This window comes from Methanopyrus sp. SNP6, assembly GCF_002201895.1.
GTDB lineage: Archaea > JAADCQ01 > Methanopyri > Methanopyrales > Methanopyraceae > Methanopyrus.
The window spans coordinates 825,807-848,795 of sequence record NZ_CP019436.1; the positions used below are offsets into that span (position 1 = coordinate 825,807).

The following is a 22,989-nucleotide window of genomic DNA, read 5'->3' on the forward strand; positions in this document are numbered from 1 at the left end:
AGAGGGTTAGCCGAACCGTGACGAGCGTTTGCCGGTCCGAGGCTCTCAGGTTCTGGAAACGGCTGGGCTGCCCCTCGCTCACGTTCAACGCCCCAATGTCGGGTCACACGGGGCCAGATCTGGCGCCCGAGCTGGAGCGCCACGGCGTGGGGATGGTGATACTCGGCGGTTACCCCGGCGACGACGCCACTTACCGGGCCTCGAAGCTGGTGGCACGCCGACGGGACGAGTTCGCGGTGCCGCCCGACCGTCTGCCGGAAGAACTATCGCGCGTCGACGTGGAGGTACCGGTGGCCGTGAACGTAAGGTTCACGGATTCCCATGGGGCAGAGAAGCTCTCTGGTGAACTTGCGGACCTCGTGGATATCATCGAAATCAACACTCACTGTCGACAACCCGAGGTCGTCCGAGTGGGTGCGGGCGAGGCGCTGCTCGAGGATCGGACACGGCTGGTCGAGATAGTTGAAGCGGTTGCGGAGCACGATGTGTACGTCTCAGTGAAGCTTCGTGGACCACATCCAGCGTTCGAAGACGCGCTAGAGGCCCTGCGGGACTCGTCGGTGGACATCCTACACGTGGACGCCATGAAACCAGGCGAACCGACGTACGAGCTGGAGTACGTCCGGGCGGCGGCTCGGGTTGGGGTTCCGGTGATAGGAAACAACTCGATCCGCTCACCGAAAGACGTACGCGCCATGTTCGAGGCCGGCGCTTCCGCCGTGTCTATAGGCCGACCGATCCTAGAGGGAGATTGGGACGTCTTCGAACGACTCGCTCAGTATACCGCACTTGAAGAGTAGAGGAAGAAACGGTAGCGGGACACGTGACGCACCGCTCCCGGAATGGAGCGAAGGGGCAGGACTTGCCCGCACGTGAGGACGGTCGTTAACCCACGGCTCATAAGAGTCGCCGATTCAGGGTCGCTGTCCGACTGGCCATCCCTCCGATCGTGCGGTGAACCCGATTATTACTTACTCCGGAGGGTAGGCTCCGAGCACGCTAATGAGCTCAGTCCTCGGCTTGTACTCTCTCGCTTCCGCGTTCCATGACGTTGAAAGCCACCGTGACGTCCGCCTTCATCGCCACGCCGCAGTGCGGGCAGACGAACAATCCACGAGACCTGCAGCCTTCTTGTGGCTTCTCGCTACACAACTGGCATGATCGAAGTGTACAGTGGAACCTCCACCACTTTAATTCTAGAACTAGTTTGTCGGCGTTCTCGCTCTTAGATGCATGACTGGGTCGCCTGAGAAACCATCTTGAGAACTCGAGCCGGGTCCCACGGGCCTTCCCATGCTTAAACCCTATTCCGGTAAGATCGCTAACGACACTGCTGAATCCGGAGAAGTGGACAACGCCACGGTCCTGGTTGGCCAGAAAGGCTATCCCGAGTTCCCGACCCCGTGCGTGCTTTCAGTACCGAGGTGATTGACGGGAAACATCTGCGCCCGGTTAGCTGTGACATATAGGATCGCCGGGCTACAGTGCTCTTTGTTCGATTCGCAGTTGCTGTTTGCGTCCCGAGGTCAGACCCGTAATTCTAGTACACGCACTTAAAGGTCGGATCGGACTTCGAGTGCGACAGTTTTGATAACGTTATCACAGAAGAATGCGCGATGTTCCAGGTAATTTAACTCATTGTAAGCTGTAATACACATATTAGCCAAGAAGTCCAAATCAGATGATTTTTTCCATGATCAGTCAGTACTCTCGGTCTTACCGAGTGATATTCATATTTTGACTACGAAATTTAATTCCCTTTGATTATAATTTAGACCTTAAGTATTCTCCTACTATGTATGCGGTATGTGTCGTACTCGCGTCCATTGTTGAACGTATCGATAATCTTCGGCTCTCGGTTCACGATAGCGTATGAGAGAAAGTTTTTTAGCGTCGTAATACTCATCCGGGGCTGGGAGAGGTGCGGGGGCGCCCGAGCCTGGTCGAAGGGGCGGGACTTAAGATCCCGTGGCCGTAGGGCCGTCCCGGGTTCAAATCCCGGCCCCCGCACCAACCGGAAATCGTTACGAAGATAATAACGATTGCTCGGACTCTTGAAGCGACGTTCCCCGCGACCGTCCACGCCGTACGCCGACGTCGGGTCCGGAGGTAGTCGGGCGGTTTCCCGGGACTTCAAGGGCACCCGAGGAGCGGCGGGGGATCGTGACACCGTGACGGTTGGACGCGGCCGTTCCTTGGTATCCGTCCTGCGTACCCTACTGAGGATCCCCGCGGTGCGACGATCTCTGGCCGCGCTGTCATCGATCCTCCTGGTGTCTACGGTCGTCTTCCACTTCCTGGAGGGATGGCCGCTGCTGACCTGCCTGTACTTCACTGCGGCCACGATCACAACCGTGGGGTACGGCGACGTCGTTCCCACCACGGAAGTGGGTCGCCTGCTTTCCGTCGTCGTCATGTTCTCCGGGATCGGCGTGGCCTCGTACGCCCTGGGAGATATCATCCAGCTCGTCTTACGAGGGGAGCTCCCCTTGGCGATCAAGGAGGACGTTCTCCGGAGGAGGATAAAGGAGGTCGAGAACCACATCATCGTGTGCGGGTTCGGCAGGACGGGTAGCCGCGTCGCCAGGTTACTCTCGGAACGGTACAAGTTCGACATTGTGGTGGTGGATAAAGACGAGGAGGCCTACGAGCGAGCCGTGTACCAAGGGTTCCCCGCGGTCCTGGGCGACGCGACGAGGGAAAACACGCTACGAGAGGCCAACGTCGAGGGCGCCCGCGGCATAGTTGTGGCGACGGGTGACGACCGCACTAACGTCTTCGTGACTCTACTCGCGAAGAACTTCAGGCGGGATCTCCACGTCGTCGCCGTCGCCAACAGCCGTGAGGGCGCCAAGATGATGGAGCGTGCCGGGGCTGATGAGGTACTCTTCCTGTACGACTGCGCGTCCCGTCATATAGTGCGGGCGGCTCTCCCCCACGATGTTCAGAGTGACGGTGCGGCACTCCGTGGACGAGATCTCTGACGTCATGTGGATCATAATCGGCAACGGCGGTGTGGTGCAGTGCGTAGAGTACTACACTCCGCCGTTGAAGTCACCGATCCGTAGGGATGTCGTGATAAGCTCAATGGACGAGGTGATGAAGTTCATCAAAAGTCTAGAGAAGTACCCAGAAAGGAAGCGAACCCTGGAGGATCTCTACAAGGTCTCTGAGAACGTCCACACCTACTACGTCATCGTCCATAACGAAGAGGAGCGCGAGCGCATCCTCCGGGAGCTCGACCGACGCGGCTATCTCGTCGGTGTCGACCTCACCACCGACGAGATCTTCAAAGAGATCGAGCGGCTCCGAGGCGAGTGACTCCCGTGCCTACTACCGAGCTGCCCCCGCACTCCGTTGCCGGTCCTGTACTCACCGTCACGCTCCTCGGGCCCACTCTTCTGTAATCGTCTTCGATCGATGTTCAGGTGATGCTCAAGTCTCAGATTCTCCCCTATCTTTGAGATGTACTGTAAGTCTGGAATATCTATCATCTCGCAACGATTTACAAAAGGACGGCAGCGGATCCATCCGGGGTACAGGCGTATACCACAGCAGGACGTTCCGCTACCTGCCGATCCGGTGGAGCGAATTCGGTGCATGCGGATCCTTCGAAAGTGCACCGACGTGATGTCAAGCCGAGGCTGCGGAAGACGTGTTGTAAGGTTTCGGGTGGATGTGTGACCTGTACTACGTCGCGTATTTCGAGCGGACGAAGCGATACCGACGGGTTCGGCCAATCTACCTGTGGAATGGTAACTCGAGCGTGGAGTTCGTCGACTGGCCGAACAGCCGAGGGAGCGCGTGCTCAAACTCGCCCGAATCGCCGCCCGGCACCTTCGCACAGCGCTCGGGATATCACGCGAGGCTTGCGCCGTACGCCGACTGATCGTCCGGACCCAGGCACTCGCCTTCGACCTCGAGCCCGCGTGCTCGACTGGGCTACGGGGTCAGCTCGAGCGCGCCCAGAGATTCGTGAAGACCGTGCTCGGACTCTGGAAGGTCTGGAAAACGGTAAACTCCTATCTCTAGGCGATAGTGATGGGATGGCAAACGCCGGGCAACGTGTGGTCACCAGGTACCTCGGGAGCACGGTCACCACGTCCACCTGATAATTCGGCGTGGGGCTTCCGATTCTCAGCGGCCTCGGAAGCGGTGTGAAACGAGTGGGCCAGCGGATCGAGGGAACGGTGACTAGTTCTCCCTGGACCTCACGACGCTAGCTAAAAGACCGCGTCGACCGGATCAACTCCTCGGACGGACTCGACGTAACCTTAGGGGAGGGTTTAGCAGGACGCACTTGGGGACGTCCCACCAATCTCCGCCCATAGAGGGCACACCTCGTCCAGCACTCACTGAACGAGCCGTCGAAGACCTCCGGCCAGCGGTAAAGGCAGGCCCGTGCCGGCCGCTACGAGTCGGAGCCACAGAGTTCCAGCGGGAGCGCCCCCCATCACACCTTCCTCGACGTACATACTGGTGTAGGCGAGCTGGTCGAAGTAACACCGGTTGGCTACCATGGCGAGGCAGAGGATAAGCCGGAGGAGCGCGTCCTCGGGCTGTAGCCTCAGCGGGGTGATCAGGATGTTATCGACGAACGAGCGCGAGAGCTAGAGCGCGCCGTTCAGGACTCGCATGAGGCATCCGATGGGGAATCCTATTACGGTTCCATAACGTCATTTTCCGGTGGGAAAGCCTCAGGCGGCGGGTCCGGGTGAGGTGAGCGTCACTTCGTATTTCTTGGTTAGCTCCGTATGTGTCGGTGCCAATGCGAGCTCATTAAGAGCGTTCGGATTTCCTTCACAGTTCACTGCTGTCCCTGGCTCTCCCTCCGCAGCGACACTTCGGGCCACCCCCTTTCCTGGTCGTTCATCGGAGTTAGATCGGCGCAGAATGCCGTGGCAGTTGCTGCTCGGGAGACGTAGAGTCGATGTTAACGCTAAGAGACGTCACGATGTAACCGTCCTGGAAAACCCACCACGTCGCTGTGTTATGCCAACCTGCTAATCATCGGCTAGCCAGGCGACGGAAAAGTTATTAGTGGCTAGCTTCGTGGTTAATCGTTGGAGAAAGCCGGGGCGGCCGAGCCCGGTCTAAGGCGCGGGACTTGAGATCCCGTGGCCCGTATGGGCCGCCCGGGTTCAAATCCCGGCCCCGGCGCCAATTCGAAATTGTTATGAGTACCGTAACGTTATTCATACCGAGCTCGTGTGTCCCTAACGACTCTAACCCCATCGCCTTCCGTCACCCTCCCGATCGTCGTCAGATCGAACTCCTCAATCACGTCCTCTGGACCGCAGATCAAAAACTCGTAATCTTCTCCGCCCTCGAGCGCTAGATCCACCGGGTTCACACCCAACCTTCTCGCGATCTCCCTCACGCCTTCATCCACCGGTACTTCCCACGCGTAGATCTCGATCGCCACCCCGGATCGTCTCGCGATCGCTTCCGCCTCCGCCAGAAGTCCATCGCTAATGTCCGTGACAGCGACGCGATAGCCACTCCGTGCGAGCTCCACACCCACCTCCACTGGTGGTCTCGGTCGTGCGAACCGCTCGTACAACGTTTCCTCCAGTTTTAAACCGTTGAGTATGGCCCTCACGAACGCGTTGGGGCCGCCTAACGGCCCCGTGACTGCTACCAAGTCACCAGGGCGGGCGTTCGACATCAGCAGCGGTTCGCCTTTTAGCTTCCCCAAGCACGTACCCGAGAGGGCGAGCTCATCCCCTTCCACGATATCTCCACCTACCAGAGACGTCCCGAACTCCCGTAGTCCTTCGGATATTCCGAGTATGAGCTGCTCGACGTCCACCTCGTCGTCTAGGCAGACGGAGAACCCGAAAAAACTCGGTTCTCCTCCCATAGCGCCGACGTCGCTCACCACTGAAGCCACGAACTTCCAGCCCAGATCTCGGTCCTTGAGCTCCTTCGGCACGTGCCTAGATCGGGTCATAGCGTCGAAGTTGACGACGGTTCCGTCCGGGAGGACAGCAGCGTCGTCCTCCCCTGCTTCGACCCATGATCCCTCGGTGGGACACGCCTCCACGATGTGTTTGATCAATTCTTCTTCTTCCTTCGGCCGCCACGTCCGGGGTGACGGCCCCTTGAAGCCGGAGCTCAAGCGCGTCCCCCGCGAGGAGCTCGACTCGATAGCGGATGAAATGGCGAGGAAGTTCAGCTGCAAACGTGTAGCCCACGTTGTGAGATCTTTCCGTCTCATTAAGCTCGAGGGTAGATGGACGGAGTACTTCGTAATGAACCGGGTGGATTTCGACCCGGCCGATCTGCCCGAGCGCGCGGACCCGTTCCTGGTCGGTCGACCCTTCTGTGAGAGGTCGGCCCGAGGTGATCTGAGGATTCACGTCGAAGGTGCGCGCGAACTCACGCGTCACGTCGATGAAATAAAGACTTACGTGACGGAACGGGCGGCGGTGCTGTTCACCTACGGTCGAGACGTGCTCCCCGAGAGTATCGTCGAAATCCGTGGTCCGAAGGAACCCAGACTGGTCGCGGTGGTATATCGTGACGATCTTGGGGAGCATTGCGTCGGAGTGGGTCGCCTTCGGTTCTCCGAAGATGGTCGTCCCGTGGTGGATAACGTGATCGATCGTGGCTGGTATCTCCGGAGGGGAGGTTGAGATGCTTGCCATTAGCATGGACGTAGACAACGTTCCTGGTGCTCTTAAAGCGATCGCCGGCGTCATCGCGGACCACGGTGGTAACATAGTCCACATCCAGCAGGACTCCGAGGGCGAGCTGGCCCGCTTGTACATGGAGATCGAGGGTGTAGAGCGGCCCAAAGTACTCGTCTCCGAGCTGAGATCACTGGACGTCGTCCGAGAGGTCCGCGTGCTGAAGCCCCTGAAGGAGATATACGGCAAGCGCGTGATCGTGATGGGAGGAGGAGCTCAGGTCGCCGAAGTTGCCCGAGGCGCGATCACCGAGGCGGACCGTCATAACATCCGAGGTGAACGCATCAGCGTTGACACTATCCCGCTAGTCGGTGAGGAAAACCTGGCGGAAGCCGTCCGGGCCGTGGCCCGTCTGCCTAGGGTGGGAATCTTAGTTCTCGCGGGGTCCCTGATGGGGGGGAAGATCACGGAGGCAGTTCAAGAGCTCCGCGAGGAACACGGGATACCTGTGATATCCCTGAACATGGCTGGGAGCGTTCCCGAGGTTGCGGACCTCGTGGTGACGGACCCCGTTCAAGCCGGTGTCATGGCCGTCATGGCTATCTCCGACGCCGGGGTCTTCGACCTTTCCAGGGTTAGGGGTAGGAAGTTCTGACGGGGGTACTTCCATGCTCCTCGAGAAGTCCTTGGAGGAGGCGCCCGTGGTGAACCGTGACGGATACTGGTACTTCGTACATCCTATCACGGACGGTGTCCCGGAGCTCCCGCCCGAGTTACTCCGTGAAGTTGCGTACAGGATCGTCCGCGCCTTAAACAGCACAGACTTCGATAAGATCGTGTGTGTGGAGGCCATGGGGATCCACCTGGGAGCCCTTCTATCGGACATGTTGGACCGTCCGTTAGTGATAGTCAGGAAACGTGAGTACGGGTTAGACGGTGAGGTGGAGATCATCCAGGAGAAAGGGTACGGTGTGGAGAAGCTGTACCTGAACGGCGTGTCCGAAGGGGACAGAGTCGTGGTCGTGGACGACGTGATCAGTACAGGTGGAACTCTCGTCGGGTTAATCAACGCCCTCGACGACGTCGGGGCCGAGATCGAAGACGTGGTGGTCGTGGTGGCCAGGGGAGGTCTCGGCAGAGTTAAGGAGGAAACAGGGATCGACGTCAAGTACTTGGTTCGAGTGGAGGTGTCGGAGGACGGTGTGAGCGTGGTCGAGTCGTGCTATCGCTGATCTTTGAGGACGCGGATCCACTCCCCTTCCGCCTCCCTGGAGCTCCCGACGATCGCTATCAGTTCTCCCGAGTTCCTCTCCCGCTCGAGCTTTCCGGAGACCTCGATAACCTCTCCCTCGAACGCTTGACCCACGTAGGTGTGTGTATAACTCCTCACTTCGGTCACTCCGTACCCTTTCTCGGTGTCCGACTCTACCACTTCGACCTTCCATCGCGCGGGGTAGTCAAACGCCAACGAATCGTCGAGGACTTCGCAGACTAGTCGAACGTTCTCTTCGACGGTCTCGAACTCTTCCCACCTGACGTCGGAGAGTTCCGATTCGTCGCGTACGAGCAACACGTCACACACCCGATCGCCGATGACCACCCTATTCCCCTTACGCAGTTCGTGCCGTAGGAACTCCTCGAAGTCGAGCTCTGGGGATCTCCTCCGGTATACGCGCTCCCAGTGATCGTAGTCCAGCGCCCTCAGAAGATCCCGACCCTCGCCGGTCTCCTGGATCCGTAAGATCGCATCACGTACCGCGAGGAACTCCTGAACACCGTAGACGACCACATCCAGGTCCGATTCGGCCGGATCGTGGAGTTCAGGTAACAGCGATCCTGTGACCCCGAACTGGGACTCCGGTACTCCGGAGTCCTCGGCGAGTTCCAGCACGGCTCTAGCGGCCATCTCTTCTAGATCGTCCTTCGGTTCTTCTAAGATCCTATCCATACGATCCCTCGGGTGTAAGTGTTCCACTACATCCTCCGATGGCACCACTTGATCGTAGAAGTCCCCCCTGACCTTCCGGACGTACTCCGGGTGTCGCTCCTTGAGGATTTCGAACGATTCCTCGAAGCTTACTTTACGATACCTTTCACCTGTAGGTCTGCGAATCCTATCTCCCTCTGGATCCCTCACGTACCGCATCAGCGCCAGGAAACCGTCCTCCGGATGGACGTAAGATATCACCGAGAACACGGCATCCTCCGTTACGAGGAAGTCGCGCAGCATCGGGTACAAGGGGGACACCCCGCTGATCGAGGAGTGTGTTGAAGGTGCTGAGCTGCGAGTGGTCCGATTGGAACCCGGCGAGCGATTCCCGGAGAGTGTTAACACGAACAGGTGGAGGAACTCCGTCGTGGTTTCAGGTAAGGGGAGCGTCCGCGCGCTCCGGTGGAGGTTGGGGGACACTCCAGTCTTCGAGACTCGCGGGAAGTTCGAGCTGATCTCACTTGAAGGGCTGCTGTTCGACGACGGTTCCTATCACCTGCACGCGTCGGTATCTGACGAGAACGGGCACATACTATCTGGGCATGTCAAGGGATTCGAGGTCTACACCACCGTGGAGTTGGTACTACTCAGACTGAGTGCGCGCCTCGAGCGTGAACATGACCTTCACACCGGGCATATGGAGTTAGCCCGCGTTATTCCGTCAGCACGCGACACCCGCGCTCGGTAATCATCACGGTATGTTCCCACTGGGCAACCGGTTCCCCGTTCACCTCGACGAGCTCTGGGTAGGCTTTCACGGCTCCAAGCTTACTCAGTCTTATCAGTTCGAACTTCATTCTTGTGGCTTCCTTCACCCAACGTCGAGCGAAAGGCAGTGACTTCCGATCCTCGTATATTCGGTGCAGATCTAAGCGAGACCGTTGATTGGGGTTCCGCACCGAGAAAATCTCGACGGTCGAGCCGGGTCTCACGTCCCCTTTTCCGTCCTCAGTGGTCACGAACGGTTCGACTGCCAGTACCATCCCCTCCTCGAGCTTGTCTTTGTATCCCGGCAGATCGTCGTTGGGGATAGAAACGCCGGCGTGTAGGTTCCACGGTTCGATCTGATGACCTGTGAGTCCGATAACCGGCTTGAAGCCGTAGTCTCGACACACCTCGCCGATGGCCCTTCCGACTTCGCGACACTCGGCGCCCGGTCGAATCATCGCTATGGCCGCTTCTAGGGCCTCGCGGGCGACCTCCGCCAACCGTTCTCCTAGGTCGTTGTCGAAGGACAACGTGATCGCCGCGTCTCCGATGGCACCGTTGACGTGAGCACCTATGTCGATTTTCAGGATGTCCCCTGGTGATATCTCGATTTCATCATCCGGGCTCGGCGTGTAATGAGCCGCCACCTCGTTAAGCGACAGGTTTACCGGAAATGCCGGTTCTGCACCTTGATCCCTCACGCAATCCTCGAGGTATTCGGCTATTTCCAGCAGCTTGTCTCCAACGTCGACCTCCCGGGCAGCCCTACGTAGAACCCTTTTGACCACCTTTCCGGCTTCCCGGAACTCATCGTTCACGTCCAGTCCCCCGGGGGGGAGACGCCCCGTGGAAACGGTTAGAGTATCCGTGCTGGATATAGTGCGACGCATCGCGGACGTCGCGGCCCTAAGCGTTTTCGAGGTGATCAGGGATAGTTCCCTCGACGTACTCGGATGCACGGTGTTCAACATCGAGCTCGCGCGACGACTGATAAACAAGGGCTTGGACGTCCGGCTGGTCTCTTCGGAAGTGGACGGTCTGAAGGGCTTGCCAGTGGTCGAGGAGCCTGCGTCCGATACGCTGCTACTGATCGAGCCGCTGACTTTCTACTCAGAATACCGTCTGCTTCGGTCTCACGTCCTCGTTCTTATGTTCAAGTACGAGAACCCCGGATTCAGGGAGTGTTTACGTGACCTGGATCACACGATGCTGCTACCCGAGGTCGGAGGGCAACCTTTACCTGATCTTCACACGGCATTCTTGGCGGTGCTTCAGGAGGCTGTGAGATCCGCCTCTGAAGGGCACCATGTTGTGGGGCTCCGGGTCTCCGACACTTCGGATTACTTCATCCCTAATTCAGATCCGGAAGAGGTGAGGCGACGCGATGACGCGATCGTAGTAAGGGCCATACCTCCCTACCGGTTGAGGGAAGGTAGGGTTTGGGAAGCCGTAGCTCGGGCGATCGATCAAGTACGATTCAGGAGGGTGTCCCGGTGCTTCCAGAAGTAGGCGCCCACCCCTCCGAGACAAACTGCTGGGACCGACAGATGGAAAAGACCGTTCAGAAGGTCCCGCCCGGCGAGACACGCTAAGAATATTATGGCGAGTGCTAAGCCGTCTCCCTCTCCGGGGCAGATTACGTGAGTTACGGCTAGAAACACGGCGGCTACGATGCACATCCACTCGGGGTAATAGTACGCCGCGGGTGCTAGGGATACCAAAAACACGACACGTAGCCACCGCTTACTACGGAGGTTCAACTGGAACTTCTTCACCCCTTCTCTTCAGCTCCTCGAAGAGTTCTTCCAGCAGCTTCCCCAGCCTCTGTCCCAATCCCTCCGCTTTCGGTAGTTCTGAGCTGATAGCCCTGGCGATAACGTAAGCTAGCAGGAACACGGCACACTTGTGCTGTAGTTTTGTTTTGTGTAGATGGCCCGGTTTCACGTTGAACTCATCGTACAACTTTACGTCGTCTTCCCTAGTTTTCCCTTCCATTTTTAGATACTCCAGAACATAGTAAAGAACCGAGTGGAGGAGGAAGAATTCGTCCTTTTTCATCTGGGGTGCACCCCGTTAAATGTACCCTCGTTTATCCTCTTGGTGGTAGTATGAATCTGTTGTATCACCCTGAATAACACGCTGTTGCGCGGCCGGTGAGGAGAGCGAGCATGTAGCTACATCTCGTCTCAGGCCTTCCTCTAGTGAGCCGTACTCCTCTATAATCTGATCCTCGACGGGCTTCGCCTTCTTAATGGCGGCCCGAACGTGCTTAGGTTCAATGTACTTCGCTCCCTTCATCACCGCGAGATCTCCCGCCAACCTCACGACCCCGGACAAGTCACGGAGCCGTAGAGTTAGGGCGTCTCTCTCACCATCTATCACTCTGGCGCGTCGTTGCGCCTCCTTCACGATCTCTTCGACGGCCTCTCTGGTGGCGTGCGGGATCCGTCCATCCCGCTCCACTTCTTGGGCGACGAACTGTGCCAACTTGGCCCGGTTCTCTTCGGTATCCGGCATCGTGGTTTTCATCAGGACTTCGTATCCTTCACCTTGGATACGCGATCGTAGCGGTGATAATATCATTGGAAGGTCCTGGATGTTGCACGCCCCTACGAGAATGAAATCGCATGGGACGCCTTCCACGCGTACCGCCGCGCCTGATGACTGTGGGTTTTTACCGGTGATCGGGTACTCCTTTTCCTGCATCGCCGTGAGCAGGTGTTGCTGGAGGGGACCCAACTGTGCTAGTTCGTCGATGAACAGGACGCCTTCATGGGCTTCGTGTACAGCCCCCGGGATTACTCGCTTATACGGAGGCTCACCAAGCTGCTCATCGCCTCCCCAGGGACAGTGTTTTACGTCTCCCAATAGCTCCGTTTCACTAGCACCAGTAGCTTGGACGAACGGTTTCCTATCGAGAGGCACCAGTACTTTTTTCTCCTCCTCGGAGTCGGGCTTGACGACCCGGATTCTGTCACCCACGCGTTCGTAGATCACCGCCACTTGGCGGCTCGTAGCCCGGTCGTATTGGGTGGCCCGATAGGTACGAGCGGAGTACTTCTGTGATCCACACCGAGGACAGTATCGACAGTCACAGTCCGGATCGCTGTATTCCCCACAGCTCGGGCATCGGAATCCGAGCTGTTCGGCGACCGGCTCAGGGACATCCTCGGGCGACAGTAGTGTGTCCGAGTCTTCCTTCTCGACCTCGTCTCGCGTACGGACCTTCACGATGGGACGTTCCGGGTTAGCTGGGTTGTGGTACACCTCGATCTGCTCACGGGGTTTGGGCAGCAGCTCGGCAATTCCCTGAGCTATCATGCTCTTACCAACGCCCGGAGGACCGACGAGAAGAAGGTGCCTACGCTGCTTCGCGGCGAGCTTAGCGTACTCCACGGCGTGGTCTTGGCCTATCACCATGTCCAGCGGGTTGTCGGGAATCTTTATGTCGGCCGTCGTCTCGATATCATCCAGGGTGAAGTCCTCCTTCACGGGGTTGATAAGGTCTTTCTCATCACGCTCATTCTCGGAGCTCTTCTCATCTTTGCCAGAGTCTTTTTTCCGAAGCAATTTATCTAGCAAGCCCGAGGAAAGCACATTGTGCGGCATATGAAACCACCTCAGACTCGGGATTAGACTAGTGCTAAGACATCGTGATGATCTTAACACCTTTCTTGATCTCAGGATCGAGATCTCCTTCTTTCACGCCCACTACGTACTTCACACCCTTCTCTCGGGCTGCTTCGACGAGTCGACGCGTAATCACACCGTCAAGAACTACAGCCCGTACGCCGTCTTCGGATTTCAGTTTCTCAACCAACTCATCGAGTTCCACCTCTTTAACCGGCTCTAGACCCTCATCGAGGAGCTCCGCGCGGAACGTGCCTTTGAGATGCTTCAACCTGTCAAGCAATCGGCGCTCTTGGGGGTCACGTTTCGGTCGCTCCTTCTTACGTAGTCGACCTCGTCTCTTGGGTCTCTTCTTGGGTTTTGGCTTCTTCTTGCCCTTCTCCCTCTCCTTGTCCTTGTGGCGCTCACTGACCTCCTTGAGGTACTCCTCTACCGGGACCTTCCTCTCGAGCGCCCGTTTGATCTCCTTCCTGGTCAGCTCCTCCACTTCCTTGCCCTTCGGTGCCTTCGCGACGTAGTCTACGTCGGCTACTTGGAGTAATTCCTTTAGGATCAGCTCGCCGCCGCGGTCCCCGTCGACGAACGCCGTCACGGTCTTCTCCTTGGAAAGTTCTACGATTGCCTCCGGTACGTTAGTGCCCTCCACCGCGATCACGTTTTTAATCCCGCACCGGAGCAGGTTCGCTACGTCCGCCCTCCCTTCCACCACTATGATCGCGTCCGAATCTTCCACGTTCGGTCCGGCCGGTAGTCCTTTGTACTCCTCGACTTCGACGTCCTCTACGGCCTCTTTCACCTTCTGCACGAGCTCACTGCTGTCCGGAGTCACTTCGCTCACCATTTCACGCAGAATCTCGCGAGCTCTGCGGATCATCCGATTCCGCTTCTCTTTCCGGATATCGTCTATTGACACCACCTCCACTTCGGCCCGACACGGGCCGATCCTATCGACTTGCTCCAACGCAGCGGCTACCAGGGCGGTCTCCACACGATCCAGGCTCGACGGGACTATGATTTCACCTACGGTTTTTCCATTCTCGTTCCGCAGCTTGACGTCAATACGACCTATACGGCCCGTTTTTAATAACCGACGCAGGTCGAGGTCGTCGCCTAATAGTCCCTCAGTCTGGCCGAAGATAGCACCCACGACGTCCGGACGTTCCACGTAACCGTTAGCACGTAGTTTGGCCCGGATGACGTATTTGACGGCCCCGTTACCGTAATCGGTGCGCCCTTCCGACAATGCTATCCCTCCCTCGCGCGATCGTGAGGAGTGAAGGATAAGCGCTAACTCGGTTTCCTAGCACCCCCCCGTCGTTCGAGTAATAATAAGGTTGCTTCAAGCCGGAGCGGAAGGGGCGTTATAGTGGCGAGGAGGTGAGTATACCGAGTGCATCGTCCGTGGCGTCCATGGAAGCCTCCGGGTCTTCTTCTAACTCGGTCATCGCGCGGATAGCGTCCACGTTCTCGGGTACGACGTCGGCCTCCTGGTGCACGGCCTGCATGTAGTAGAGCACGCCGTCCTCCACGTTGATGGACTCTTCCCAAACTAGTATCTCATACAGGTCGTACCGCTTCCTACCGAGGTCACGTCCCAACTCGATCAACTCGGCCGTGGAACCGAGCCCCTCCCCGTGTGGTACCACCCAGATCCTTCTCGCCTCCTTGAACGCGTCGATGACGTCGTCCGACGTGACTTCTTCCTCCAGCTCCACCCTGACAACGTGCATGTGCATGAGTGTCGTCGGCACCTTCACGGCCGCTGTCGTAATGTCGATGTCCGGCATTACGGTCCTGACGTCCGGCCCGTGGTGGGACGGCACAGTTACCGGGTTCGGCACGATGGCGTTGATCGGCCCCTTCTTCACCTGGTGCGGATCGGCCGCCCGGCGTACGATCGTCACGTAGACGCGTCCGAGCTCGAACTCCTCCCTCAGAGTCCCTAGCGTGCGGCATAGGGCCGTGGTGTTGCACGACACGCACCGAACGTAGTCGGCACCTACGGCCTCTTCGTAGTTACACTGAGCGACGAACGACACCTCGGCGACTTCCGCCTCCTCGCCACCTTGGAAGATCGCCTTAACCCCGGCTTTCTCATACAGCGTCTCCTTGTTCCGGGCTCCGATGCCTTCGGGGGTGCAGTCCACGACGACATCAAGCCCGTAGTCATCTGCGTTCAGCACCACGTCTTCCACTGTACCCTCAATCTCGATTCCTGCATCCTCGAACTTCTCAACTCGGTCTTCCGGCACGAACAGCGGGTAACCGTACTCCTCGACGGCCAACCGGGCCAGGTAATCCGGCGACGTTTTGACTACCCCGAGCACCTCCATGTCATGCTGAGCGTCGACAGCATCGGCGACTCTTTTGCCGATAGTTCCGTACCCGTTGATCAACACGCTAACGTCGGCCAAGACCCGCCTCCCCCCACGCGCTGCCCGTAACTGGGGGCTTAAATTAGCGCCGTTCGGACCCCGAGTGGCGGATAATAAGGCGGTGGGAATGTACCTCCCGCGATTAACACTCCCAGGTCACCGGTCACCGGACTGGCTCATCCCTTCTCCTGGGAGGACCCTCGCGCGGGAGGATATCCCCGCCTGTCCCGCGTCGGGGTTGACCGTCCGGTCATCCCCGGTCCTCACGACCGTGTCCCGGAGGGACCGTGCGACGCGGGTGTACCCCGGGTCTCGACCCCGGGCTTCACGGCCTAGGGTATCCTCCCCGCTCCACCCGGGTCGGCGGGGGCCCCGGGGCGGGGACGGCGGGGGATTCCCGGGGGAGAACGTGAATGTGGGTTACCTTGAAGGTTACTCCGGTTGCTTCCCCTAGCGTGTATGGATTGATAACTGAGGGGGAACGCGCTGTCGTAGATCGTAATCTCATGGTCTGATCACGAGTTTCGGAAACTCCGTGGTTTCTTTTCCCTCCAGAGTCTCATGCCGGCACATCGATTTTAGTTGGATCCGGAACTTCCAGGTCCAACTCCTCGGCCAGCTCCTTGTACCGGTTCCTGATCGTGACTTCGGTAACTCCAGAAATCTTCGCAACCTCGGGCTGTGTCCGGCGGCACGTTCGGAGCTTCTCGTTGAGCTCGCGTTCGAGTTTCTTCTTCTCTTCCTCCGACTCGGCTTCCTTCATCTTCTCACGGTACTCTTCTATATACTCCTTAGCCTTGAGGAGTCCGGCTAAGTACAGAGCCGCGCCCGCCAGTCCGGCCGGATTACGGCTCACGGTCAGGCCTTTCTTCTCGGCCTTCTCCAGGATCTCACGGGCCAGCATTTCGACATCCTCAGAGACACCTAGCTCGGTCGCGAATCGGGATAGGTACTGCTTTGGATCCGGAGCGGGCATACGCTCGTTCAGGTGCCGGAGTAGGACCCGGTGCGTTCGGTTGATGTCTTTGGGTGTGATCCCGAACAGTTTCGCAATCTCCTTAATAGTACGGGGGTGCTTACGCTTCTTACACGCCATGAACAGTGCGGCCGCGGCCGTGTTCTCGATCGACCTACCTCGGACTAGATCCTTCTCCACGGCCTTCCGATATATCCGGATCGCTTCATCCACGATTGACCGTGGGATGTTAGCCTGTGAGCATACCCTCTCAATGAGTTCCACAGCGGATCGGATGTTCCTGCTGACCGGATCGTTCGAAATCCACCTATCCCACCTCTTCAGACGCCTGAACCGCCAGTCAACGAGACGACGACCATGAGTGTCGCGGTCGTCGATGATCGTGTCCCCTAACCTATGCGGATGACGTTCTGAGATGGGTGCACCCGTACGCTCACGCTGCGCGCGCTGATCCGCGTTGAAGGCCCTCCACTCGGGCCCGTAGTCGATCAGATAGTCGACGACGGTACCACAGTCCCGACAGACCAGCTCCCCATGCTTCTCGTCACGCTCCAGGTTCGCACTTCCACACTTCGGGCACACCCGGTGCTCCGACTCGGTGTAGACCATGGCAGCCTCACCCCCCTTACGCCGGGAAACGGCCCGGTTGGCTTTTCGGGAAAGATTTTAAGTAGATTACTCCCTAGTGCGCGGGCACAGCCCAACCGCTAGCACGGCCAACGAGCAGACCAAGGCCAGCCGGTACGTCAGCGGCGTATCCAATCCCAACAGCTTCACTATCACAGTCACCGCGACGATTGCACCGACGGAGTGTGCAGTCGCCTTAACCCATCGTTCGTCGATCTCACCTTCTCCGGACTTGAGCGCGGGCAGGCCCTTGCGTATCACCACGTAGCAAGCTAACCCCAATATCACGGCCTCCACGATCGGCGCCGCCAAGTACTCCTCGATCATTGTTCCGGTCATGACAGCTCCCCCTTCACGACCTCAACGAACCGATCGTAACCGAAACGCTCCGCGTCCTCCGTCAGAAGATTGAAGCGCAAGGTTCTATCCACGCGCTCGTAACCCAGGGCGGTTATGGTCATAATCCCGTACCGTCGCAGTAACCTGAGCCCGATCTCCACTTCCCGCTCCACTCCGTGGAACACCAGACCAGCACCCGTCCGTTCCACGTCGAGCTCATCCTTGAGCCGCTCGTACACGCGTTCAAGCTCCTTTAACCGTGCTTCTAGTGAGCTAAACTCGAACTCTTCCAAGGCCCTCTTCACGGCCGCGAGCGTCGGTCCGTCGACCGTCCAACCGTATCCTTCGCAGACCCGCCGTACGTCCTCCACGAGGTCGTCCCGTCCGATCAATATGCCGGCACGTGGCCCGTCCATCAGCTTGTCACAACTCGTCACCACCAGGTCGAACCCGTACCTCGGACCCGGCTTCTGGCCGTGCAATCGACGTACTCGGTCGCCCGAGGCGTCGTCCAGCAACGTCACGGCCTCCGCGGAGGCGACTTCCCTCAGAGTATCTTCGCTTACAACGTTCCAACGTACATCGCAACCCGTCACGACCACGAGATCGAACCCGTTGAGGTCGGATTTCTCCGACTCTTCGACCTCTTCGTACTCAGCTCCCGCCAACCTACAGCCTTCCTCCACACACGGGTGGGCTTCACCGCCCTCGGGTAGTACGTGCAATACACTTCTCGGCTCGAGTGCCAGGATCGTCGCGATGACGGCCGCCGTCGTCCTAGGGACTACCATAACTTCGTACTCCGGGGCATCGAAGTGCTCCCGACAGAGCTCCCGGATCTCCGGTAGGATCAGCGCTTCCGACAAGTAGGTACGGAACTCGTCCGAGGCCGCGTCAACCTTCGGTCGCGACGCTAACCCGGTGAAGTCGTAGAGTGGGTCGCCCCGCGAGATCCTCTCCCTGATTATCTCCAACGCCCGATCCCTAACCCTCATCGTCCGAACACCCGCCGCAAGCTGGCTTCCAATATCTCACACCGATCCGACCCCACCACACCGCAGTACCCACAACCTGGACACCCCCGACGGAAACCCCGAGCCGCCTCATCCGGGAGTACCTCCCGCCACCGCCCGAGAACGCGCTCTCCCCACCGTAGCGACTCCTCACTAGCGACCTTTCGGATCTCGCCTTCGGGACGTAACCACCTCCAAACGTGGTACCTGAGCCAATCGCGCGGCAGCCCGTGCCTCTCACGGTATCGTCCGAGCGTCTCCACCCACTCCTCCCAAAGTTCTGGGTGTACGCGCTCCGAGAGCCTGAAGTCCCCGACTTTGCTCGCCGGGCACATGTAACACCCTATCCTATCGAAACCCTCGTCGTAAAGCGGGTTGTACGGCAAGTTACGAGAGTACAAGCACAGCCAGATGTCCAAGGACGACCAATCGAAGATAGGGGCCACGTTCACCTGTCCTGGCACCGCGTCGCTATCCCACACCCTACCCCGCTCGGATCGGGCCTCGGACTCGTACTTCCGGATACCTACCAGCGTGTAACACCTTCGGTCGAACTCGGAACGAACGTACCTCGTGACGGGTGCGAGCTTCGCGGCCAGCGTGCACCACCTGTTGTCCCGGGAAGGGGGTAACAGCTCCTCCGTCACCCGGTGGAACATCTCCGGATCTCCTTCGACCACCTCCACGTCGATACCCACTGCCTCGGCGGCCCGCTCCGCTACCTCCACGGTCTCCGGTAACTCCATGCCCGTGTCCACGAAGAGCGCGCGCTCCACCCCCGCCTCCGCTGCCACGAGTAAGGTGACCAGACTGTCCTTGCCGCCCGAGAACGAGGCGAAGGTCCGGGACGGGCTCACGTTCTCCCGGACGAACTCCACTGCCTCTTCCAACCGCTCAGAAACGTACTCCTCGTGCGCCTTCGCCACGTCCTCAAAGTCCCTACCACGGAAGTACGTCGAATACCCCTCTACGGTACCCCTCACGTTCACGGCTAGCCCGCGGCTCCGGCGGACCATTTCGCTCCCCGACATCTCGGCCCGACCGAAGGCTACCGGACGGTCCCCGTGTTCGATCACCACCCACTCTCCCGGCTCGACATCGTCCGCGGACGTCACGCCCGGCGCGAACAGGTTCTTCCCCTCCCTTACCGCCTTCGCGGCCCCACGGTCCACCTCGATCGATTTTCCACCCAACTCGTGGAGACGTCTCGCCCCCTCCGGCTTGAGCACGATCGTCCATCTGTCCTCCCACAAATCGTACCGCAGCGCCAGTACCGGCTCGGCGGCGACGATCTCGTCCAGGTAATCGAGATCCGGAGCACGATTCGCGAGGAGTAGCTCGTCATCACGCACGAGATTTGCCGGTAACCCCTCATCCTCCAACACCTCGCGGATCAGCTCCAAGTAACCGGGACCTACCGGTCGGAGCTCCGCAGGAGGGGTCACGCGCAGCGGGTCCGTACTTCTATCACACTCCGGACACCGGCGTAGCAGTGTGACGAGCTCGCATTCTCGGCACACGTACGCCGGGGCCCTATCCGGAAGCTTCTCCATCCCAGTACCCCCGGTAAGCTTCCGCGAACCCCCCCACACCTAGCCGGTTAACCGCCGCCTCGGTCGCGTTCAGGGCCCGCTCGAGCTTCCCGCGCCACGTGCCTTCCAGACGCTCCACAGCCGCGAGTTCCGCCCGCAGTCTGTCCAAAATCACACCCAGCCGCTCGGGATCGGTGGATCCTTCCACGGGGCGCCGGAGCGTCCTCTTCAGGTTCAGAACGTCACGAACGTCCTCGGCCCGCAGCTCCACCCCTTCCCGTTCAAGCTCCTCGACCACCCGATCCGCCCACTCGGGGCTCATTGGAACTCCCTCGCGGTCCAGCCGCGTCGAGACCCTACCCACGACCTTGTGTGCCTCTCGAAACGTCATATCCGCCCGCTCCGCCACGAGCTCCGCCAGGTCGACGGCTGCCGCATGCGATCCCAGAACGGTACCCCGGGCCGCCTCCTCGTCCACTTCCAGTCCCTCGACTACCTTACGGAGCACCCGCACGCACAGCTCGAACCGGTTCACGGAGTCCCACAGTAGGCCGTTCAACACCTGGAGGTCCCTGTTGTAGAACATCGGAAGCTTACCGTGGACGGCGTCCCCGAGACCCTTCAGTCCCGCGACGACGGTCAGCTCGGCCCGGACGAGCTCCAGCGCGTCCGGGTTCTTCTTGTGCGGCATCACCGAGCTCGTCGACGACAACTCGTCCGGGGGTTCCACTACCCCGAGCTCGTCGGAGCACATCTGTACCAGGTCCCCGGCCAACCTGGTCAGCTCCGAAGCTGTGGTGGCCAGTCTCCCGAGGAACTCCAAGATCGGTCCCCTCAACGCTGTGGCCTCACCGCAGTGCTGCGCCGGTCTCCGGAAGCCCAGCAGCGCGGCCTCCCGGTACCTGTCCACCGGGACCGTCGATCCCGAGAACGCGGAGCACCCCAGCGGGCACTCGTCCATCCCCGGGACCCTGAGCAATCCCCGGGCGGAACGCGCGACCGACGCCGCGTAGGTAGACATCCAGAACCCGATCGTGCACGGCTGCGCCCGCTTCAGGTGGGTGTACCCAGCGATAGGCACCTCAGCGTGCTCTCGGGCTAAGTCCAGCAGCGCCCTTCCGAGCCCGACTAGCTCGCGCGACAGGTCCAGCGCGCGCTCCCTCAGCCGCATCCGTACGCTCGTCGCCACCTGATCGTTCCTGCTCCTGCCGAGCTGCAGCCATCCGGCTTCCTCGCCGACCACCTCGTGTAGCTTCGACTCTACGGCCTCGTGGACGTCCTCTGCGTCCTGGGGCAGCCGGTCGGGACCCTCCTCGAGAACCGTTACGAGACCCTCAACGATTTCCGCAGCGGTCGAACGATCTATCCTCCCGGCTTCCCACAGCGACACCGCGTGGACCACCGAGTTCCACACGTCGCAATGGAAGATCTCCCGGTCCTGCTCCAGCGACGATGACAGTTCAGCGAAGTCAGGGTCGCGGCCGCCGGAGACGCGACCGCCCCGGTAGAACGGTCTCCCCAGTGCCAATCTCGTCACACCCACCACTGGGGTCAGTGGGGGTAACTCCGGTCATCCCGGTGGAGATGGGCACATACGTCGCGGCTGGCGTGCACGTCGTTCCCTTACAGTTAAAAGGTAACCGGTCGGGCTGCGCCGCGTAGCCGTAAGCGGGGGGGAAACGATACTGATATTCCCGCTGGCACTCCTCCTCACGCTGATCCTCGCACTGGGCTTCACAGGCCTCCCGCTCAACGCCCCACCCCAGCTCAGTGCGGACGTGCCCGATACGTATCCCTGGGTCGGCGTATACCTTCCGAACGTGGAGGTCACGTACGTCAACAACTGGGACCCGAACCTCAACCCGGAACACATCGAGGACTGGAAGCGCATCGCCAGAGAAATCCTCGGCGACCCGAAGTCCTGGTGGGAGCAGTATACTGCCGGTACACCGCTGGACGAGCTCGTCTACGAGGCCGCCAAGAAGATCGAGTACTGGGTGTCACCCTACGATGACGTCGACCCGCACGGCATCAAGTACCAGTACTACTACAACACGAGGTACGGCGCCTGGAAGACATTGCAGCTCGGTCGCGGTAACTGCTGCGACCACGCCCATGTCATGGTCGCCCTATGCAGGGCGTCCGGCATCGCTATCAGGTACCGTCACGAGGTCACCCGGTTCCCGTGCTGGGGCACGTGCGACCACGTCTGCGTTGAGGTAGGACTACCCGAGAACATCGTCGACGGTAAGTCCCAGGACGTGAAGTGGGTCCGCATGGACCCCACCAACCCCAACTCGCGGTGCATCCGGCTGAAGGCCACGTACCCGAACCTCCCCTTCTAAGCTATCTATCTCCGTGAACCGAAACGACGATATAATCCGGGTGGCCATCACCAGGCCCGCGAGAGTGGGTCGGCGTGGGCGATGTAGTTGACGTTCGTCACACCCCGGATCTCCCCGACGGAATCTGACATCGAGGTCGAGTCGTGGAAGGAGATCGAAGAGATAGTATCATCCCTGAGCTCCGGGCTAGTTCGCATTACCACCCGCGATCACGATGACATTTACGATTGCTTCTTCATTGTCGAAGGGGGCGCCGTAATCGGAGCCTACCTCTCGCGCATCCACGCCGAGGAGCTCTCGGCCGAAGAAGCCGTTCGGACCATCCGTGACGTGGTGAACTCCGTCGGCTTCGCGCTCCTCGACGTGTACGATCTCGAACCGGAGCTCCTGGAGCTCATCAAACGCGTGAACGACGAGTGTCTACTCGAAGAACCCTTCACACCGACCGAAGTTGAGGAAGTCGCACCCGAGGTTGAGGAGCCCGAGCGGGATGAGCTCCTGGAGAAGTTGGGCATCGATCTCGACGCGATATACGAGTCCGTGGAGGCCGTGCTCGAGGACTACTTCGAGGAGGAAGATCCCTTCGAGGAGTTCAAGCGCATGCTCCGGGCCCTCGGAGCCCAGGACGCCCGCGTGTACCTGCGCGTGAAGGTGTCCGAAGGTGTCGATGAGAGGATGCTCGAAGAGATCCGACGCGACCTCGAACACGCCCTGTCCGAGTTCTCGATCGACGGCGTCGAGATCACCCCATCACTTAAGGAGAAGGAGACGGTCACCCTCCGCATCCGCGATATCATGAAACGCATTCGGGGAGGGTAGACC

Annotated in this window: 24 protein-coding genes and 2 tRNA genes; 13 read left to right on the forward strand and 13 right to left on the reverse strand. The window is 59.5% G+C overall.

All coding sequences use genetic code 11. The features are described 5' to 3' along the window. Positions 1-17: 17 nt before the first annotated feature. Positions 18-800, forward strand: coding sequence for a tRNA-dihydrouridine synthase (locus BW921_RS04700; RefSeq protein WP_148688777.1), 783 nt, complete (start codon positions 18-20; stop codon positions 798-800). Between the two features lie 208 nt (positions 801-1,008). Here the strand turns inward: BW921_RS04700 and BW921_RS07780 are convergent, their stop codons facing one another. Next, on the reverse strand, positions 1,009-1,152 hold the full coding sequence (locus BW921_RS07780) for a transposase (RefSeq protein ID WP_168168754.1): 144 nt from the start codon (positions 1,150-1,152) through the stop codon (positions 1,009-1,011). Between the two features lie 771 nt (positions 1,153-1,923). Between BW921_RS07780 and BW921_RS04710 the strand changes: the two genes are divergently transcribed. From BW921_RS04710 to BW921_RS04730, 5 genes are all read left to right on the forward strand, one after another. Further along, positions 1,924-2,013: transfer RNA gene (locus BW921_RS04710), tRNA-Leu, on the forward strand. Positions 2,014-2,171: 158 nt separating this feature from the next. Beyond that, positions 2,172-2,984: a TrkA family potassium uptake protein gene (locus BW921_RS04715; RefSeq protein ID WP_168168755.1), complete on the forward strand. Its 813-nt coding sequence runs from the start codon at positions 2,172-2,174 to the stop codon at positions 2,982-2,984. Beyond that, positions 2,968-3,321 (forward strand): 3H domain-containing protein, encoded by a 354-nt coding sequence (locus tag BW921_RS04720; RefSeq protein WP_168168756.1) that lies wholly within the window; start codon positions 2,968-2,970, stop codon positions 3,319-3,321. The genes BW921_RS04715 and BW921_RS04720 overlap by 17 nt, the downstream gene beginning before the upstream one ends. Before the next feature lie 483 nt (positions 3,322-3,804). Beyond that, positions 3,805-4,032 carry a hypothetical protein gene (locus BW921_RS04725; protein ID WP_148688781.1) on the forward strand — a complete coding sequence of 76 codons (228 nt, stop codon included), beginning with the start codon at positions 3,805-3,807 and terminating at the stop codon, positions 4,030-4,032. A 1,040-nt stretch (positions 4,033-5,072) separates the two neighbouring features. Beyond that, a tRNA-Ser gene (locus BW921_RS04730) sits at positions 5,073-5,163 on the forward strand. 28 nt (positions 5,164-5,191) lie between these two features. Here BW921_RS04730 and thiL read toward each other — a convergent pair. Continuing rightward, positions 5,192-6,121, reverse strand: a complete 930-nt coding sequence (gene thiL, locus BW921_RS04735; RefSeq protein WP_168168757.1) for a thiamine-phosphate kinase — start codon at positions 6,119-6,121, stop codon at positions 5,192-5,194. On the opposite strand from thiL, the gene BW921_RS04740 reads away from it, so the two are divergent. From BW921_RS04740 to hpt, 3 genes are read left to right on the forward strand one after another with little or no spacing between them, the layout of a single operon-like run. Beyond that, complete coding sequence (locus tag BW921_RS04740) at positions 6,105-6,638, forward strand: PUA domain-containing protein (RefSeq protein ID WP_157666002.1); 534 nt, start codon at positions 6,105-6,107, stop codon at positions 6,636-6,638. The two genes, thiL and BW921_RS04740, sit on opposite strands and share 17 nt — an antisense overlap. Position 6,639: 1 nt before the next feature. Beyond that, positions 6,640-7,287: a DUF5612 domain-containing protein gene (locus BW921_RS04745; protein WP_148688784.1), complete on the forward strand. Its 648-nt coding sequence runs from the start codon at positions 6,640-6,642 to the stop codon at positions 7,285-7,287. Positions 7,288-7,300: 13 nt separating this feature from the next. Next, on the forward strand, positions 7,301-7,864 hold the full coding sequence (gene hpt, locus BW921_RS04750; protein WP_088335765.1) for a hypoxanthine/guanine phosphoribosyltransferase: 564 nt from the start codon (positions 7,301-7,303) through the stop codon (positions 7,862-7,864). On the opposite strand, the gene BW921_RS04755 is transcribed toward hpt, so the two are convergent. Continuing rightward, a complete protein-coding gene (locus BW921_RS04755; protein ID WP_148688785.1) occupies positions 7,855-8,871 on the reverse strand; it encodes a DNA polymerase subunit beta in 1,017 nt (338 codons plus the stop codon). The genes hpt and BW921_RS04755 overlap by 10 nt on opposite strands. A gap of 58 nt (positions 8,872-8,929) precedes the next feature. On the opposite strand from BW921_RS04755, the gene BW921_RS04760 reads away from it, so the two are divergent. Then, complete coding sequence (locus BW921_RS04760; protein ID WP_168168758.1) at positions 8,930-9,310, forward strand: PPC domain-containing DNA-binding protein; 381 nt, start codon at positions 8,930-8,932, stop codon at positions 9,308-9,310. On the opposite strand, the gene map is transcribed toward BW921_RS04760, so the two are convergent. After that, complete coding sequence (map, locus tag BW921_RS04765) at positions 9,276-10,148, reverse strand: type II methionyl aminopeptidase (RefSeq protein WP_168168759.1); 873 nt, start codon at positions 10,146-10,148, stop codon at positions 9,276-9,278. The genes BW921_RS04760 and map overlap by 35 nt on opposite strands. Before the next feature lie 28 nt (positions 10,149-10,176). On the opposite strand from map, the gene BW921_RS04770 reads away from it, so the two are divergent. Beyond that, a complete protein-coding gene (locus BW921_RS04770; protein ID WP_168168760.1) occupies positions 10,177-10,839 on the forward strand; it encodes a hypothetical protein in 663 nt (220 codons plus the stop codon). A 237-nt stretch (positions 10,840-11,076) separates the two neighbouring features. Here BW921_RS04770 and BW921_RS04780 read toward each other — a convergent pair whose 3' ends face one another. The 9 genes from BW921_RS04780 to argH form a co-directional block, all read right to left on the reverse strand. Further along, complete coding sequence (locus BW921_RS04780) at positions 11,077-11,388, reverse strand: UPF0058 family protein (RefSeq protein WP_088335770.1); 312 nt, start codon at positions 11,386-11,388, stop codon at positions 11,077-11,079. 15 nt (positions 11,389-11,403) lie between these two features. Next, positions 11,404-12,939: a Lon protease family protein gene (locus tag BW921_RS04785; protein ID WP_236953721.1), complete on the reverse strand. Its 1,536-nt coding sequence runs from the start codon at positions 12,937-12,939 to the stop codon at positions 11,404-11,406. A 34-nt stretch (positions 12,940-12,973) separates the two neighbouring features. After that, positions 12,974-14,203, reverse strand: a complete 1,230-nt coding sequence (gene dnaG / locus BW921_RS04790) for a DNA primase DnaG (protein ID WP_148688790.1) — start codon at positions 14,201-14,203, stop codon at positions 12,974-12,976. A gap of 118 nt (positions 14,204-14,321) precedes the next feature. Beyond that, positions 14,322-15,374, reverse strand: a complete 1,053-nt coding sequence (locus BW921_RS04795) for a type II glyceraldehyde-3-phosphate dehydrogenase (RefSeq protein ID WP_148688791.1) — start codon at positions 15,372-15,374, stop codon at positions 14,322-14,324. Between the two features lie 520 nt (positions 15,375-15,894). After that, positions 15,895-16,920, reverse strand: a complete 1,026-nt coding sequence (locus tag BW921_RS04800) for a transcription initiation factor IIB family protein (RefSeq protein ID WP_148688792.1) — start codon at positions 16,918-16,920, stop codon at positions 15,895-15,897. A gap of 66 nt (positions 16,921-16,986) precedes the next feature. Next, a complete protein-coding gene (locus BW921_RS04805; protein ID WP_148688793.1) occupies positions 16,987-17,277 on the reverse strand; it encodes a hypothetical protein in 291 nt (96 codons plus the stop codon). Next, positions 17,274-18,272, reverse strand: coding sequence for a TIGR03576 family pyridoxal phosphate-dependent enzyme (locus tag BW921_RS04810; protein WP_148688794.1), 999 nt, complete (start codon positions 18,270-18,272; stop codon positions 17,274-17,276). Before BW921_RS04810 ends, BW921_RS04805 begins: the two co-directional genes overlap by 4 nt. Next, complete coding sequence (locus tag BW921_RS04815) at positions 18,269-19,843, reverse strand: phosphoadenosine phosphosulfate reductase family protein (RefSeq protein WP_148688795.1); 1,575 nt, start codon at positions 19,841-19,843, stop codon at positions 18,269-18,271. The genes BW921_RS04810 and BW921_RS04815 overlap by 4 nt, the downstream gene beginning before the upstream one ends. Continuing rightward, entirely contained in the window at positions 19,824-21,350 is a 1,527-nt protein-coding gene (gene argH, locus BW921_RS04820) for an argininosuccinate lyase (protein WP_168168761.1), read from the reverse strand. The genes BW921_RS04815 and argH overlap by 20 nt, the downstream gene beginning before the upstream one ends. Positions 21,351-21,642: 292 nt before the next feature. On the opposite strand from argH, the gene BW921_RS04825 reads away from it, so the two are divergent. Further along, the gene (locus tag BW921_RS04825; RefSeq protein WP_198324558.1) at positions 21,643-22,167 is read left to right on the forward strand and encodes a transglutaminase family protein; all 525 of its coding nucleotides are present in this window, start codon (positions 21,643-21,645) and stop codon (positions 22,165-22,167) included. Positions 22,168-22,254: 87 nt separating this feature from the next. Then, positions 22,255-22,986 carry a DUF2226 domain-containing protein gene (locus tag BW921_RS04830; protein WP_148688798.1) on the forward strand — a complete coding sequence of 244 codons (732 nt, stop codon included), beginning with the start codon at positions 22,255-22,257 and terminating at the stop codon, positions 22,984-22,986. Positions 22,987-22,989: the final 3 nt, after the last annotated feature.